21 protein-coding genes are annotated in these 15,968 nt (G+C 48.8%); all 21 read left to right on the top strand.

Translation table 11 applies throughout. From position 1 onward, the window contains the following. The first annotated feature begins 107 nt into the window (after positions 1-107). The 21 genes from H6A12_RS06880 (at position 108) to H6A12_RS06780 (ending at position 15,963) form a co-directional block, all read left to right on the top strand. Positions 108-359 (top strand): DUF4314 domain-containing protein, encoded by a 252-nt coding sequence (locus H6A12_RS06880; protein WP_204446244.1) that lies wholly within the window; start codon positions 108-110, stop codon positions 357-359. A gap of 5 nt (positions 360-364) precedes the next feature. Continuing rightward, positions 365-1,330 (top strand): hypothetical protein, encoded by a 966-nt coding sequence (locus H6A12_RS06875; RefSeq protein ID WP_204446241.1) that lies wholly within the window; start codon positions 365-367, stop codon positions 1,328-1,330. Then, the gene (locus H6A12_RS06870) at positions 1,327-1,509 is read left to right on the top strand and encodes a DpnD/PcfM family protein (protein WP_204446239.1); all 183 of its coding nucleotides are present in this window, start codon (positions 1,327-1,329) and stop codon (positions 1,507-1,509) included. Before H6A12_RS06875 ends, H6A12_RS06870 begins: the two co-directional genes overlap by 4 nt. Further along, on the top strand, positions 1,506-1,964 hold the full coding sequence (locus H6A12_RS06865; protein ID WP_204446237.1) for a hypothetical protein: 459 nt from the start codon (positions 1,506-1,508) through the stop codon (positions 1,962-1,964). Before H6A12_RS06870 ends, H6A12_RS06865 begins: the two co-directional genes overlap by 4 nt. Next, positions 1,961-2,533, top strand: a complete 573-nt coding sequence (locus H6A12_RS06860; RefSeq protein WP_204446235.1) for a hypothetical protein — start codon at positions 1,961-1,963, stop codon at positions 2,531-2,533. The genes H6A12_RS06865 and H6A12_RS06860 overlap by 4 nt, the downstream gene beginning before the upstream one ends. Then, positions 2,530-2,967 (top strand): hypothetical protein, encoded by a 438-nt coding sequence (locus H6A12_RS06855; RefSeq protein ID WP_204446233.1) that lies wholly within the window; start codon positions 2,530-2,532, stop codon positions 2,965-2,967. Before H6A12_RS06860 ends, H6A12_RS06855 begins: the two co-directional genes overlap by 4 nt. Further along, complete coding sequence (locus H6A12_RS06850) at positions 2,954-4,381, top strand: hypothetical protein (protein WP_204446231.1); 1,428 nt, start codon at positions 2,954-2,956, stop codon at positions 4,379-4,381. The genes H6A12_RS06855 and H6A12_RS06850 overlap by 14 nt, the downstream gene beginning before the upstream one ends. Before the next feature lie 63 nt (positions 4,382-4,444). Further along, entirely contained in the window at positions 4,445-5,455 is a 1,011-nt protein-coding gene (locus H6A12_RS06845; RefSeq protein ID WP_204446229.1) for an ArdC family protein, read from the top strand. Between the two features lie 61 nt (positions 5,456-5,516). After that, positions 5,517-5,669, top strand: a complete 153-nt coding sequence (locus H6A12_RS06840; protein ID WP_204446227.1) for a hypothetical protein — start codon at positions 5,517-5,519, stop codon at positions 5,667-5,669. A gap of 83 nt (positions 5,670-5,752) precedes the next feature. After that, a complete protein-coding gene (locus H6A12_RS06835; RefSeq protein ID WP_204446224.1) occupies positions 5,753-6,247 on the top strand; it encodes an EscD/YscD/HrpQ family type III secretion system periplasmic domain-containing protein in 495 nt (164 codons plus the stop codon). Positions 6,248-6,258: 11 nt separating this feature from the next. Next, positions 6,259-6,585, top strand: a complete 327-nt coding sequence (locus H6A12_RS06830) for a DUF3848 domain-containing protein (protein WP_204446221.1) — start codon at positions 6,259-6,261, stop codon at positions 6,583-6,585. Between the two features lies 1 nt (position 6,586). Beyond that, entirely contained in the window at positions 6,587-7,525 is a 939-nt protein-coding gene (locus tag H6A12_RS06825) for a DUF3991 domain-containing protein (RefSeq protein WP_204446219.1), read from the top strand. Then, the gene (locus H6A12_RS06820) at positions 7,525-8,559 is read left to right on the top strand and encodes a DUF3846 domain-containing protein (RefSeq protein WP_243415342.1); all 1,035 of its coding nucleotides are present in this window, start codon (positions 7,525-7,527) and stop codon (positions 8,557-8,559) included. Before H6A12_RS06825 ends, H6A12_RS06820 begins: the two co-directional genes overlap by 1 nt. 121 nt (positions 8,560-8,680) lie before the next feature. Next, the gene (locus H6A12_RS06815) at positions 8,681-8,992 is read left to right on the top strand and encodes a plasmid mobilization protein (protein WP_204446217.1); all 312 of its coding nucleotides are present in this window, start codon (positions 8,681-8,683) and stop codon (positions 8,990-8,992) included. Continuing rightward, the gene (locus H6A12_RS06810) at positions 8,992-9,471 is read left to right on the top strand and encodes a relaxase/mobilization nuclease domain-containing protein (RefSeq protein ID WP_204446214.1); all 480 of its coding nucleotides are present in this window, start codon (positions 8,992-8,994) and stop codon (positions 9,469-9,471) included. Before H6A12_RS06815 ends, H6A12_RS06810 begins: the two co-directional genes overlap by 1 nt. A 502-nt stretch (positions 9,472-9,973) precedes the next feature. Continuing rightward, positions 9,974-11,791, top strand: a complete 1,818-nt coding sequence (ltrA, locus tag H6A12_RS06805; protein WP_204446212.1) for a group II intron reverse transcriptase/maturase — start codon at positions 9,974-9,976, stop codon at positions 11,789-11,791. A 405-nt stretch (positions 11,792-12,196) separates the two neighbouring features. Continuing rightward, the gene (locus H6A12_RS06800) at positions 12,197-12,892 is read left to right on the top strand and encodes a hypothetical protein (RefSeq protein WP_243415340.1); all 696 of its coding nucleotides are present in this window, start codon (positions 12,197-12,199) and stop codon (positions 12,890-12,892) included. Then, on the top strand, positions 12,834-13,631 hold the full coding sequence (locus H6A12_RS06795) for a PcfB family protein (RefSeq protein ID WP_204446191.1): 798 nt from the start codon (positions 12,834-12,836) through the stop codon (positions 13,629-13,631). The genes H6A12_RS06800 and H6A12_RS06795 overlap by 59 nt, the downstream gene beginning before the upstream one ends. After that, the gene (locus H6A12_RS06790; protein ID WP_204446189.1) at positions 13,631-13,822 is read left to right on the top strand and encodes a hypothetical protein; all 192 of its coding nucleotides are present in this window, start codon (positions 13,631-13,633) and stop codon (positions 13,820-13,822) included. The genes H6A12_RS06795 and H6A12_RS06790 overlap by 1 nt, the downstream gene beginning before the upstream one ends. Further along, positions 13,809-15,644: a VirD4-like conjugal transfer protein, CD1115 family gene (locus H6A12_RS06785; RefSeq protein ID WP_204446187.1), complete on the top strand. Its 1,836-nt coding sequence runs from the start codon at positions 13,809-13,811 to the stop codon at positions 15,642-15,644. Before H6A12_RS06790 ends, H6A12_RS06785 begins: the two co-directional genes overlap by 14 nt. Further along, on the top strand, positions 15,619-15,963 hold the full coding sequence (locus H6A12_RS06780) for a glutamyl-tRNA amidotransferase (RefSeq protein WP_204446185.1): 345 nt from the start codon (positions 15,619-15,621) through the stop codon (positions 15,961-15,963). The genes H6A12_RS06785 and H6A12_RS06780 overlap by 26 nt, the downstream gene beginning before the upstream one ends. Positions 15,964-15,968 lie beyond the last annotated feature (5 nt).

The following is a 15,968-nucleotide window of genomic DNA, read 5'->3' as shown; positions in this document are numbered from 1 at the left end:
TATCGCAGGCCTCGTGTTCCTGAGATTCAGGAAAAAGAAATAAGAAACCTATCAACCGGGCGGCATCTGAAAAATGATGCCGCCCATCATATTAAGGAGGCGATTTAATGTATATCGACAGAAATCTTGTACAGCGCATGAAGGAACAGTATCCTGCTGGCACACGAATCGAGCTGGATTATATGGGCGACGATCCCAGACCTATCGCTCCCGGTACCAGGGGAACTGTGCGCGTCGTAGACGATATGGGTACGGTCCACTGTGACTTCGATAACGGCAGACGATTGGGCCTTGTCCCCGGCGAAGATTCCTTCCACGCTATTTCTGAGAGAAACCGCGCCGATAGAGACGCGAGGTGACGCCTATGGAAATGACAATCCGTCCGATGACGGCTCCTGAAAGAATGTACTGCTATTCCCAGTCGCAGCAGATCATGGCGCAGACCGGATGCATTGGACACCTGCGCGGAGATATGGGAAGCTCCGGCGAACAGTTCTTTTCTTCTTGGGATGACCATCAAGGCCAGCTGAAAACACAAGAATTTAAGGATGAGTTTGATGCGGTTATCAACGCATTGCGCTTTGATGAGGCGCACGGCGGCGTCCTTGCAAGTCGAAGAGCCATGGCAAATTATTGCTGGGATTATCCCGATTCCAGGATGGTGCCTGGTGAGGATGATTTTGGTTTCCGTCTGGATACGGAAAGCTATAGCTATATGATTCGCCTGAACCCTAACAGAGGCATGTATAACATTTACTGCTACTGTTATCAGCGTGAGTGGCTGGATAATCATCTTCAAAACGCTGCTAAAGGCATTCGCTTTATCGACAGCCATTATAACGAGAAGTTCCGAGTTCCTGACGGCGAGAAGGTTCGAATCATTACGGCAGGTGGCGAACACCGAGATATGCGTGTTCGGTATATCGACGACTACCACATTGAAACAAATGCTGACTGGGGCAACACTTTATATCATATCTGCGAGTTCGCAGAGCGATTTGAAGAGCGTGGCTGTCAGGACATCTTCCCGCTGCGGTCCACTTTACCGAACCGATGTTATAGTATCCTGGAGTCCACAGGAGATATCATTATCATCCAAAAGGGCGAAAAGGGATATTATCACATCGATGTGACGGAAGGAACCAAAGAGGAAAACCGCGCTTTTGTGGACAGTCAGAATGCAAAGCTTGGCATTACCAAAGCGCAGGAGGAAGCTATGAAAGCCGGTTCCATGTTTGGTTGGGCTGTACCTGCAGCTGATCCACAGAACTATGATGATAAAGGAGCTTTGCTCCACCCGAACCAGAAAGACAGAGGTGATGCACGATGAAATTTATCGTTGATGTTAAGGATATCAGCTATGGCACCGTAGAGGTGGAAGCTGATTCTGTAGAACAGGCTGAAGAAAAGGCTCAAGATATGTATTTCAGCGGCCAGATCAACTGGGACGAAGCCGATGTAAGTTATTCTGCAAGACCCGATGAACGAGAGCGAGGTGCCAGCCGATGATCCCTTGCTATCTTGATAAAAATGGCAACGCTATCAAACCTGGAATGAAAATTCTTATGGCAGATGGTAGCGTCAAATTGGTTTATGAAACCACCGATGAATTCGGGAATCTGGATCTTGGAATATCTGCAACTAACAAGGCGTTTCTTGATAGACATCCTGACTGGGAGCAAGAGTTCTACTCACTCTCTTCGCTTGATACAAGAAGCGCAGAGATTTGTCTCTCTGAACCCGAAATCCGAAAGGAACTGGACGAGTTGGAAGCATTTATCCAAGGCACGGAAATGACTATTGATTATGGTCAGCGACCGCCCGAAGGGGACTTCGAAAGATACGAAGCTGCTATTGCTCGAAGAAGTCGCTTGACAGCCATGCTCGACCATAATGACAAACCTGAAACGGATCATAAGAACGAGCAAAAAACCGTGCCCAAGGAACGAGGCGATTCTCGATGAGCCTGAACACTGCTGAAGGAAACTTCGAATATGTTATTTGGTCCAACGAATATTTGGACTGGGCCGATTGGCAGGAGGCTTTTGACGGCGAATTTGACCATTGCAGTGACGAGGAAAAATACCGTCTTATGAGCAACCTGAATAACGATTATTTGGAGGATGACCGCAACGAGATGAATGTCTGCGTGGGTAGTCCGATCATTATTATTGCCGATATTGGCAAATGGGATGGACGGCACACTGGGTACCGCGAAATCGAAAGCGGTTGTTTGAAGGACTGCCTTTATACAGAGCTGGACGGCGTTACCTGGTATGTAGACAACAAAGGTGATTTCCGTATGGATGGCTATCACCACGACGGTCATAACTATTACCTTTACCGCCGTTACCGCGATGGGGTCAGCTCGGAGGATATTGAGGACTTCCAATGCAAGATCCTCGACCACACGCTGACAGAAGAAGATATCGACAGAGTGACCGTTCGCCTGGGCGATGACATTGCCAAGATATACGGGTTCACTTTGCCGGATCAAGCAAAGAATAATCATGAAAGGAGCGATGCACGATGAATGATAATTGTGTATGTTGTGGGGACCTTTTGCCAGAAGGCAGAATGGTATGTCCCACATGCGAAAGACACGCAGTTCGCGGAATCGATAAGAAATCCGCAATATGCACTTATCTGAAAGAACATCATACGGGCAAAGGCCGCGCAATCCACAGTCGGGATCTGCAGCGGCTTTTTTCTATAGACGGAAGGAATCTGCGACGCAAGATCAGTTCTCTGCGTCAGGATGGATATCCCATCTGCAGTGACGAATCCGGCTATTATTACGCGGACAATCAGAAAGAGATCAACAACACGGTGTACAGGCTCAACGGCCTTGTAACAAAGGTTTCCAACGCCAGAACCGGGCTTTTTTTTGCTTCAGTCTTCCCGGCGTCTGTGAATGTTGAGATTACCGTACTGGTAGATGGAGGTGCTGCAAATGGCAATTCCTGAGTTCCTGGACCAGGACAGATTTTATCTTGACCTGGAAAATGACAAAATTGAATGGATGTACTACAATCCCGATTCTGTTTCTGAAGGTCAGTTCGTAACCAATGTTTTCGACCTGGACCTGCTGGAAGAAGCAATGGAGCGTATGGTAGATCCGGAAGACGCTTTCGATTATATCGGAAGCTGTTGCCGTCAGTATTTATCTGACAGGGGCACCGATTTCTTCGGTGAAGCCTGGAAACGAATGGAGACTGAAGAACCCTTCGCAATCGGTTGTGGTCTTACCACGCTGGAGAATATTCGTCTGGCTTACCTTGCAAAACAGCACATCAACGAATACTGCCAGCAAGAATTTGAGTCTCACGCAGATTTTTCCGATATGCGCAGAGTTGGTATCGGCTATACGACTATTACGGATGAGGAACATGAAGTACAGGCATATGCCAACCTGATTGACCACCGTATTGAGGTATATCTGAATGGCAGTTTGGCTAAATATCAGCAGCACAGTTCGCTGCTTGATATGGTCCATTTTGGTCTACCCAATCTGGACTTCAGCGACCTGATTGACATTCCTGACTGGGTTGTTTCGAATCATGAGCGCACCGCGCAGCTTGAGGATCTGGCAATTCGATTGACCTTCTTTATGAAGGACCATGACCCGCATGGATACGCAGATGTCATGGAGGTTGGTGAAACCGACGCGGATATGGTTGCCAAAATGAGGGCGGAACTAAATGACACATCACTCATTCCTCCCACTATCGCTGAAATGGAGACCATCATAAAGGAAGGAAATCTGTCCGGTGCAGACAAAGCTAAGTGCTATGACATGATGACGGACCTTTATCACCTGTATGCAGAGGAAATGTTTGTTCCGGTATATGACCGTGAAACAGATATTCTCTACACAGCACTGGACGCTCTTGGCTTGGAAGGCTATGAGTTAAGCTTTGACAGCGAAGGTATTTGTATGTCGAAAGATGGCGAAGAATGGCACAACGACGACATTTACAGATACCTGGCCAACACCATTTCGGTCGATTCCTGCCGCGCATTCCGCGATAAAGGCTTTATGGACTACACAGATTTCAGCGACTTGGCACTGCACTACGATGTCCGCATTGGAACGAAGCTGAGAACGCCGCCTGTCGCAAGGCTTGATTTCCTTGGCAGTAACGGCGCAGTTGGAGACAGTGTGGAATATCAGACGGAAGCTGATTTCCTGAAGGCGTTAAAAGAAGAACTTGACCACGGAGTTCCGCTGGTGATTGTCCTGTACCGTGACAGTGATGGCAAGACGATTTCCCGTAGCTTTTTGGAAGACCTGGACACTATGCCGAAGGGCCTGAAGGAAGAGGATGCGCCGGTAATGCAACCGTTTAAGAAACCTGCAGAAAGGAGTGATGCGCGATGAAGCGTGAAATTATCTTCATTGATGAAGAAACCCTTACCCCGGAAGAATTGGAGGTGATTGACGATGGCGAGACCGAAGAATAAAGACGAATACCGCGCAGAACTTGCGGAGACCTTCGCTCATGTTCTGGAGGAACGCGGCTTGGAGTGGCGCAAAGAATGGCGCGGCTCCGGTGGTGACGCGCCTCATAACGGTATCACCAAGGCTTGCTACCGTGGAAGCAATGCGTTCTGGCTCTCCCTCATTTCTATGATGAAGGGATATACCGATCCCCGTTGGGTGACTATGGTTCAGATTATGGACAACGACGGCAAGTACCACCCTAAGCAGAAATGGCACTTGAAGGCCGGTTCTAAAGCAACTTATGTGGAATACTGGTACCCCTATGATATTCCCAATAAGAAGGCGCTTACCTGGGAACAGTATAAGCAGGAAATTGCTGATGGCAGAAGCGATTCGGAGTTCAAGCTGTCCACCCGATATACAGCCGTATTTAACGCCTGTGATATCGAAGGTATGCCGGAACTTCCTGCTTTTGAAGAAACAGATATCACCCAGGATGAGCTGATTGCCAAGCTCAGTGCCGGTATGGGCGTCGAGATTCTGACGGACGGCGGCGACCAGGCCTATTATTCGCCTTCGCAAGACAAGATCCATTTGCCTACGCCCGGTTCTTTCACCAGTGAGTACGCATTCAATGCGACGGCACTGCATGAGTTATCTCACTCCACCGGGCACCCTTCGAGACTGAACCGCGATATGGGTGGATTCTTCGGAACATCTCAGTATGCTTACGAAGAGTTAGTTGCGGAGATGTGCTCCTGTTTCATGGGTGTCAATCTGGATCAGACCGCGTCTCCGGCGCACATCGATAACCACAAGGCCTATGTGCAGTCCTGGATTCAGGCTATTCGAGATAAGCCTGAAACGCTGATTCGCGCTATCAAAGATGCGCAGTCTGCAGCGCTGTTTATGGACTGGAAGGCCGGTCTTATCACCGACATGGAGTATTCCAAAGGAGTGGGATCTGCAATGGAAATCACTACCCGCAGCCGTGATCGCGACGCCAGATAATTTGCACATTTTTCTTTTCGGAGCAACTTTCGTATAATAAAAGAAAAACGGAGGTTGTACTATGAGAATCAAGAAATCCCAAAAGCGCATCGTAGAGTTGAGTCCTGCTGAAGCAAGACTTTTAAGATATGCGCTTATGCAGTTTCGGAACAAAGTTCTCAACGCCGGTAAGCCAACCGAGGATATTGAGAGCCTGTTACTGATGCTGGTGTAAAACAGAATAGCGGAATAGCAAATGCCGTGGAGCCTAAAAACTTCACGGCATTTTTCTTTTCCCGGAAAGGAGAATAACGATGTATGGGTAGCGTTCTGTATATGGCGTTTCTGTTCTTTGCAAAGATGCTGGATAACGCCTTGAGCACAGCAAAGACCATCCTGATCCAGCGTAACCGGTGCTTGCTTGCAGGTATTTGTCTGGCTGTCTCCAACTATATTTATCTGCTGATTACAAAGGATGTTGTTTCCTCAGATAGCAACCTTGCTATGATTGTGGTCTCCGTTGCCAGTGGTGTTGGATGCTGCTTGGCAGTGGCAGTGAGCAACAAATTCTCCAAGGAAAGAACTTATGTCAATGTAATCATGTCGGATAACCGAGAGGCTATGCAGGAGTTCAGAGACTTCCTGGCAGAGCGCCACATTACCAATGTGACCACTGACAGTTATACGCTGGATTGGGAAACGAAAACAATCACCATAACTGCCTACGCTGAAACCAAAGAACAGCACCGGCTTATCGGACAGTATATCGAAGAGAGTCCGCTGAAGTTCAAACGGGTTATTCAGAAGGCATAGAAAGGAGTCCTATGACTGCAGAAGAAATCTATTCCCAACTGTATGAGAGAATGTTGGCTGAGCAGGAAAAATACCGAGAATGGCTGTTGACGCAGTCTCCCGAAGAGGTTCTGAACCATTGCTATGAGTACGCTATGCGTGAAGATATTCTCATGGTATTTGAGAGCTCAGAAATCGATGAAAAACATGCCAGGGTGCTTCTTGAGAAAGGCGTAACGCTGGCAGACATTTATGACGACTTCATTGATCTTGAGACGGATCATATGCAGGATATCCGAGATACAATCGGAGATCGCGCCGACAAGATCATTCGTGAAGCCGAGAAAGGAGGCAGATAAAATGCCTTATATTAACGCAGAAGATATCTTGGCCGCAAGGCAGATCGACCTTCTGTCTTATTTGCAAACCCATGAACCCGGTGAGCTCGTAAAGCTTCCCGGCAATAACTACTGTACCCGTGAACATGACAGTCTGAAAATCAGCAACGGTAAATGGCACTGGTTCTCCCGTGGTATCGGCGGCAGAACGGCGCTGGACTACCTCGTGAAGGTCAAAGAAATGTCTTTCCCTGACGCGGTAAGACTTCTGACCGGAGCACCGATTCAGACCTATGTGCCGCCCAAGGAGCATAGCGCTCCGAAGGAAAGGAATCTGCTTCTCCCCGAAGTAGATACCAACTGTGACGAGGTTAAGAAGTATCTTCAGGGGCGCGGGATTCACCCCATTATCATTGACTACTGTATCGAGAACAAGCTTCTTTTTCAGACGGTCAATTACAAAAATGCCTTGTTTGTCGGGTACGACAATACCGGAAAGCCGAGGTACGGCGCTCTGAGAAGCACCTTCAGCTCTTACAAATCCGAGGCCACCGGCAGCGACAAACGCTATTCCTTTTCGATTGCAGCTAACCCAACGGCGGATACCGTGCATGTTTTTGAGTCAGCAATCGATTTGTTAAGCTTTGCAACGCTGCAGCTTTACGAAGGTGGCGATTGGAAGAGCATGTCGATGCTCTCCCTCGCAGGAGTCTTTGCTCCTAAAAGACAGGGTGTTGTCCCAGTGGCGCTGAGCAGGTTCCTTAGTGAGAATCCGCAGATTAAAACACTGCGTCTTCACCTGGACAACGATGAAGTTGGCCGCGCCGCTGCAGCCGGAATCGTAGAAGGTCTCAAAGATTACACCGTAATTGATGAGCCGCCCGACAGCGGCAAGGATGTAAATGAACAGCTACAACTCAAGGTTGGGCTGATGAAACGAAAGGAGGACCGTGACCGATAATGGAAGTCAAGCTATACCAAATTGATTTGGATCGTGACGCTGAAGGACGCGCCTTCATGTCTCAAGAAGCTCTTGCCCGAATGGGCGCAGATCCTACGGTGATCGACAGTTCCATCTATGACTGCGTCTTTGATGGCGAGATAGACGGCGATAGTTTGGAAGACGCTTTTGCTGCTTTCAACTTCGACCATCCTGATGGTTTCCGTGGACGCTCTATGTCGGTATCTGATGTGCTCGTCACAGAACTTGAAGACGGCAAGGTTGCCGCATATTTCTGCGACAGTGTTGGCTTCGCCAATGTTGAGTTTGATATGGATGCCGCAAAAGAACTCCGTAAGGAAATAACCGTTGTGGTGTTGGAGCCGGGAAAGATGGCTCGAACGGCGACTATTGATTCTTCCCTTGAAGGAATGCAAAAGATTGTAGGAGGTCTCATTGAGCCGTTCTATCCCTTCGAAGAGCAGGTATGTATCATCTGCAATGAAGAAGGCAAGATGAATGGGATGCCTCTGAATCGCGCGATATACGCTGAGCCAGAAGAAGTTGAAATGTCTTATACGGAGATGCGCAACCTTTTTCATCGCGCAGAAGACGAAGGAAAGCACATCACCGGTTATGTCGTTTTCAGCCAGGAGAGCTTCACCGAACCTTATTCAGAACTCTCCCGAACTTACGCTATTTCCAGTGACAACAAAGCGTTCCAGTCCCGCATGGGAGGCTATTCCATCTATGGCTACTGCATGGATGGTTCTGATCCTTGCGTTCGACTTGAGCAGTATATGGCCGTTGAGCACGGCGGTAAAGACGGCTGGAAGATCGAACGCTGTTATATGAAATCGGATACCCGGCAGATGATTGACATCATTGCCGGTCCTTGTTTTATCTGTGACTGCAGTGGCGAAGACTTCGGAAGTCTTACCGATGAACAGATCCAGAGGTATATGGAACAGTTCAAATATCCCGAACACTTTTTCAAAGTGGGCGATGAAATCAAGGCTGTGCCTTACCCTCCGGAGAAAAATCAGGAGCGATAAGTCGCGGGGCTACCTCAAGGAAAATGCCAACGGCATTTTCTTAGCAAGCATCGTGCTTTGGGCACATTTACGCTTGTTGGGGTAGCCCCAAACCCTTATACCAGCTGAAAGGAGGCATACTGTGAAGCGTAACCGCGAGGTAAGAGTCCGCCTGTCAGAAGACGAGCTTGCGGTTCTGAACCGAGACACAGAAAAGTCCGGATGGTCGAGAGAAAAGTATATGCGAGCTCTTATCGCGCACAGCCCAATAAAATCGAAGCCATCAATGGACCTTGTTTCTGTGCTCAGAAACCTACAGCAAATCAACAATAATATGAACCAGATTGCGATGAAGGCGAACACGCTTAACTTCGTGGACACTGCAGCTTACTGGGAAAATGTTGACGGGCTGAAGAAAACCATTCAAGAACTTTTGGAGGTGATGTACGGTTAATGGCAGTCACATCTCTGTGGCGCGTCAAGGGATATATCGGCAAGGTCCTCCTCTATGCCGAGAACCCGGACAAGACCACCAACCCAGAGACGATCCCTGTTGCTGAAGAACTCAACCGGGATACTCTGGAAGATGTTATCTCATATGCAGGTCGTGAGGAGGCGACCAACCAAAGACAGCATGTTTGGGGCGTCAACTGCACAGCAGAAAATGCCCGAAGAGAAATGATAGCCGTGAAGAAGCAGTTTGGGAAGGAAGACGGAACGATTGCTTATCACGGCTATCAGTCTTTTAAGGAAGGCGAAGTCACGCCGGAGCTGGCACACCGAATTGGAATAGAGCTTGCAACTCAGTTATGGGGAGACCGTTATCAGGTGCTTGTGGCAACTCACCTGGATAAGGATTCACACATTCACAACCACTTTGTTAGTGCGCCCATAAGGAGCAGAGTAAATCCGCTTAGCAAGCGGCTGGCGTGAGGTTTCATGCCTGTGGTCAACGGCTAACCTGGATGGGGAAACCCAAAGGGGACAATAGCACGACCGTGAAGCTGCGAGTTGGCAAGTTGTCATGCCACGACTGAGCAGCAAGACCAAAGTTCATATGAGGATAAAGCCTACACTGGTTGAACGGCAGTCCGAGGGACATTTGTGGTGGTCGCAGCGGAAGACAGCTATATCCGCTGCGCTGTACATCTCCGTCAGAAAAGATGACTGGCTGGAGCGAAACCAATGTGCAGCCCATATGTATCAGCATAAAAGGACGAAAACCGTATCCGACAATGAACACTGCTTTTTACTCTGTTACTAAATGGGGATTGCCTAAGTTGGAATGCTCACAAGAGCTATGGGCGTAGGCCCTGAATATCCAATATGGCAACGGAGCCGTCGTAGTAGTCCGAGCGTGTTAATGGCACGTACATGGCGAAGGGCGGCAGTTCATTCAATTCAATACAAAAGAAAGGAAGGTGCGTGAGGCACTATGAGAGATCCAGAAAATGTATTGAACAGTCTGCAAGAGCATTCAGCTCAATCCGGCTATGTCTATGACAGGCTGTACCGAAACCTGTTCAACCGGGACTTTTTCCTACAGGCATATCAGAATATCTATGCCAGTCAGGGTAACATGACCGCAGGCACAGACGGAAAAACCATCGACGCAATGAGCCTTGAAAGAATCGATAGGCTTATTGCAGCCCTGAGAGACGAATCCTACCAGCCCATACCGTCCAGACGGACATATATCCCTAAAAAGAACGGAAAACTCCGTCCTCTGGGTATACCGTCCATTGACGACAAGTTGGTGCAGGAAGTTGTCCGTATGTTGCTGGAATCTATCTACGAAAACAGCTTCGAGGACACATCCCATGGATTCCGGCCTGACAGAAGTTGTCACACAGCTTTGAGGATGATTCAAAATCGCTTCACCAGATGTAAGTGGTTTGTTGAGGGAGATATTAAAGGCTTCTTCGACAATATCGACCATAATGTCATGATTGGCATTCTTCGCAAGAGAATTAAGGATGAGCGTTTTCTGCGCCTCATCCGTAAATTTCTCAACGCAGGATATATGGAAGATAACCAACTGCATCAGAGTTACAGCGGCACTCCGCAGGGCGGCATTATCAGCCCCATTCTTGCCAATATCTACCTCGACCAGTTCGACAAGTATATGGCTGAATACAAGAAACGGTTTGACCGTGGGGACAAGCGGGCTGTGAACGTGGAATACCGCAAACTGAGCGATAAGAGAATCCGACTCAAGAGAAAGCTGGCAAAGACGCAGTCCGAGGAAGAAAAGCAATCCCTTTTGGAAAGCATCCGGGAACTGGATAAGGTACACAAATCCATTCCTTGTAAAAATCCAATGGACGCAAATTTCCGCAGACTGCAATATGTCCGCTACGCTGACGACTTCCTTATCGGTATCATCGGAGCCAAAGAGGATGCACAGGCTGTTAAACAGGAAATCGGCGCATATATTGCCGAACAGTTGAAATTGGAACTGTCGGACGAAAAGACGCTGGTAACCAAGGCAACAGACCGGGCAAAATTTTTAGGATTTGAAATCAGGGTCACACCGCAGAGTAATCACACCAAGAAAACAAAAAGCGGTTCTACAGCCAGAAATTACAGCGGCCATGTAATGCTGGAAGTCCCAACTTCCGCCATTCAGAAAAAGCTGCTGGAACTGGAAGCCATGAGAATCGATGTTCGCAATGGAACAGAGATTTGGCAACCCACGCACCGTGGAAAACTTGTAGGGCGAACAGACCTGAGTATTCTTGACCAGTACAACGGCGAGATACGAGGATTCTGTAATTATTATGCGATTGCAAATAATCGCTCTAAGCTCCACAAGTTCCGCTATATCATGGAGTACAGTTTTTATAAAACTCTGGCATGTAAATACCGTACAACAAAACGCAGAATCGTTGCTCAATATCGTATCGGCAAAGACATCGGTGTAAGATTCATGGACAAACATGGCAATGAGCGTATTCGCCTACTGTGGAAAGGCAGTCTCGCCAGAGACCCCTACCCACTGGGAAAAGAAGCGGACACTATCCATAAGCCGAAAGGTATCCTGAAAAAGCCCAGTCTTGGCGCTCGATTGAAAGCAAATCGGTGTGAATGGTGCGGAAAAGATACTTCAGTGTTGGTGATGCACCAAGTAAGAACGCTGAAAGAGCTGGATGAAAGTCAACCGTGGGCAGCTTTTATGAAGAAGATTAACCGAAAAACATTGGTGGTCTGCGAAAGCTGTCACACGAAAATTCACAGTGCAGACTGTGAATGAATAGAGAGCCGGATACAGCGAGAGTTGTAAGTCCGGTTCGGGGGCGAGTGCTCGGAAACCTACCGCAGCAATACGGCAAGGCGCTGGGTACTTAGCCTACTTAACACGGTTTCCTTCGTGGATGGGATTAAGTTCTACCGTTCCAACAGTGACTATCAACAGATGCGCGATTTATCGGATAGGCTCTGCAGAGAGCATGGTCTTTCCGTAGTGCGCCACCCGGAGGGAAAGCGCAAGAACTACAGTGAATGGTCTGCAGAACAAAACGGCAAGCCAACGCATAGTGGCTTGATCCGTGCTGATATCGACCGCGCTATTGCAGTGTCCGTTACGGAACGAGACTTCTATGATCTTATGGAATCCTGGGGATACGAGTTCAAGTTCTATGGGAAGAACGGTCAGCCATTGGAGCGACCGTCACTGCGGCCTAAAGGCGCTGACAGGTTCCGTCGATTTGACCGCCTTGGAGACGACTACTCCGTAGATGAGATTTGTAATCGAATTTTGGAGAATTATGTCGAAAAGGAACCCTTCCCCGAAGAGGAAGAGCACCGATATCATCGGTACCGCAGCGAGAATCCTCCACGCACTAAAGCAAAAGGCATTGCCGCACTGTATTACTATTACTGCTATGAGTTGCACATTATTGTGCGCTTCCCGGCATCGGTTAAGAAGGTGTCTGCCGCAGTACGAGAGGATCTTCGAAAGCTGGACCGCTTGGATGAGCAGACAAGGTTCCTTGCCGCAAACGGCATTGAGAATCATGAGGATCTCGACCGATATCGCAGTAATGCTACCGATGAACTTGCGGCGCTGACAAGCGAAAGAGATGCCCTGAGAAACAAGCTGAAACGAGTGATTCGTACCGGTGATGAGGCCGCTATTCTGGAAGTGAAGAAACAGATTGCAGCCGTTTCGGATCGTATGAAGAAACTCAAAACCACATTCAAAATATGTGACAGCGTGGAAGAACGAGCGCTCCGTATCCAGGAGCAGCTTGAAACGCTGTACAACGAACAGCCTGAGAGAAAGGAGAATTCTGATGAACTATTCAGGAGACGCGGCGGAACAAGTCGTAAGGATGTCCCTAAACGGCGTTGAAGTCGCTGCTAAAATCAGCGGTAAGGCAGCTGAGCGATTGGCTGTCCTACTTTATGCAGTCCTCCGAGATCAGAAGAAGACACGCGGCAAGACGCGACTCACCAATATGCTGAGAAGCGGCAAGGAGCTGAAGGTCTTCGCTGTTAAGGATTCCGAGCTGCAAAAATTCTGTGAGGAAGCAAAGAAATACGGTGTTCTGTATTGCGTTCTTAAAGACCGCAATGCGCAGGATGGACTCACGGACATTATGGTCCGCGCTGAAGACGCCAGTAAAATCAACCGTATCTTCGAACGCTTTAACCTTGCTACCATCGATATGGGTTCTGTTAAAACAGAAATTGAGAGAGGCCGCGCTGCAGAGCAGACTGGCGGCGATATCCCGGTGCCCGAACGCACAGGTCCCGTTGAAGATAAGGTAGACGCCTTCCTTAGCGGTGTGGTTCATGAGCAGCCGAACCCCACTGCAGAAAGGGGTCAAAACGAAAACCCCACCACGGGCCGGACGACGAAGTCCCGTCGGTCCGAGCCTTCATCCGTGCGCAGAGACGCACCCGGCGAGGGCGCCCCTGAGCGCACACCTCAGAGAGTCCGACCTTCTGTAAGGCGTGAACTTGAAGAGATCCGTGCTGAACAGAGGAGAAAACCGGATACCGGCAGAGGCGACCGTCCCCGTACCGGTGAGACGCGCCACAAAGCGCCTCAGCCTCCGAAACGAAAACCTGCTAAGGAGGTGCGCTGATGAGTGGAGAAAAGGTTGTCGTGACGCTGGACGACTTTGAACAGCGTCTTATGGTCAGCGGACTTGCTGACTTTCGCAATGACCTGATAAGAGACGCTAAGCCCACAGAAGATGTGGATGAGCTTATTTTGAAGGTTATTGACGCCCCGACTAAAAAGGAAAAACGAAAGGCCGACCGTGAGGCAAGATAAGTTTTCCAAACAGAATATCATTCTGTATGTCTGCGGCGCGGTACTTGTTGCCTGGCTTGCCCTTCTGATTGCTCCCTGTATGAGCGATGGCATTATGGGCTTAATCAATAATTTCGGGACTGTGATGAACAATCCGTTCCGAATCCAGCTATGTGAGGACAGCTTAAAAACTGTCCTCATTTTAGTTGGTGCCTACGGACTTGCCATCGGAATATATCTCTCCACGGCGCGTAATTACCGAAGGCGCGAGGAGCACGGTTCGGCAAAATGGGGCATGCCGACCCTGGTCAACAAGAAGTACGCAGATAAAAACCCCACGCAGAACAAACTGCTCACACAGAATGTAGCCATTGGTTTGGACGGAAGAAAACACCGCAGAAATCTTAATATCCTAACCTGCGGCGGATCTGGTTCCGGCAAAACCCGCTTTTTCGCGAAGCCCAACATCATGAACGCTAACACATCGTTTGTGTGCCTCGATCCGAAAGGCGAACTTCTGCGTGATACGGGCAACCTGCTGAAGGCAAAAGGCTACGACATCCGTGTGGTGGACCTTATCAATATGTCCAAGAGCCACTGCTACAACCCGTTTGTATATCTGCGTGACGACAATGATATTCAGCGACTCGTTACAAACCTCTTTAAGAATACAACGCCGAAGGGCTCACAAAGCCAGGACCCATTTTGGGATCAAGCGGCCACGATGCTTCTCTTAGCGTTGGTTTTTTACCTGCACTATGAAGCTCCTCCGGAGGAACAGAACTTCCCGATGGTCATGGAGATGATTCGCGCCGGTGAGGTTAAGGAGGATAACGAGAATTATCGTTCCACCCTTGATATCCTGTTTGAACGGCTGGAGTCCCGCAATCCGGAACACATTGCTTTGAAGTATTACCGAAGCTACCATTCCGGTTCCGGCAAGACTCTGAAGTCGATTCAGATCACCCTGATTTCCCGCCTTGAGAAATTCAATCTGGAATCTCTGGCAAGCATTACACAGACTGATGAATTGGAGCTGAGTCAGTTGGGAGAGCGCAAGATGGCGATCTTTGCGGTTATTCCCGACAACGACAGCTCCTTTAACTTTATCGTCGGTATGCTTTATACGCAGATGTTTCAGCAGCTTTATTATCAGGCGGATATCGTACACGACGGAAGACTTCCGGTGCATGTGCATTTCGTGATGGATGAATTTGCGAATGTCGCCTTGCCCGATGAGTTCGATAAGCTGCTTGCTACAATGCGAAGCCGTGAAATTTCCGTCTCCATTATCATCCAGAACTTAGCCCAGTTGAAAGCACTGTTCGAAAAACAGTGGGAGTCCATCATTGGTAACTGTGATGAGTTCCTCTACCTCGGCGGCAATGAGCAATCGACTCACGAATATGTGTCCAAGCTTCTCGGTAAAGAGACCATTGACACAAACACCTATGGCCGTTCACGAGGTATGCATGGCAACTACTCAACCAACTGGCAGATCAGTGGGCGTGAGCTTCTGGATTCTGCTGAGGTGCGTATGTTGGATAACCAGTACGCCCTTTTATTCATTCGTGGTGAACGCCCGATTGAGGACTTTAAGTATGACATCTTGAAGCATCCCAATGTGAAGCTGACTACGGATGGCGGAGCCGCGCCGTATCGACACGGTGAGGATCTGATAAGTATAGCTTCGCTGTCTCTGGATGATGACCTGCTGAAGAAGGCTACAGCGGAGCCCGTCGATGAAGATGAGTACCTCTTCTTGTGCGAGGAGGAACTCGAAGAACTTATTAAACACAAATTGGAGGTAATGCGCAATGAGCGAAAACAAGAAGAACAATAAGCTGCCTATGCCCGGCAAGGTTAAAAAGGGCTTCCGTTTCTATGTGGTAACAATCCTGGCACTGACTCTGGTTATGGGTATGAGTATGACGGCCTTTGCTGCCGGTGACGACCCTCTTACTGTGGTCAACAACCTCAGTGATTTCATCTTCGGTCTGATCCGTGCGGTTGGTCTCATTCTCCTGGGCTGGGGTATCGTCCAGGTGGGTCTCTCCCTTCAGAGCCACGATCCTTCCCAGCGTTCTAACGGTTTCCTGACTCTTGCAGGTGGTATTGTTATCACCTTCGCAAAGGAAATCCTGACTCTTATCACCGGCTAAGTTAT

Source organism: Merdimmobilis hominis, from assembly GCF_016901855.1.
Taxonomy (GTDB): domain Bacteria; phylum Bacillota; class Clostridia; order Oscillospirales; family Ruminococcaceae; genus Paludihabitans.
The sequence above is the reverse complement of the archived record's forward strand: the minus strand, read 5'-3'. Positions and strand labels throughout refer to the sequence as shown.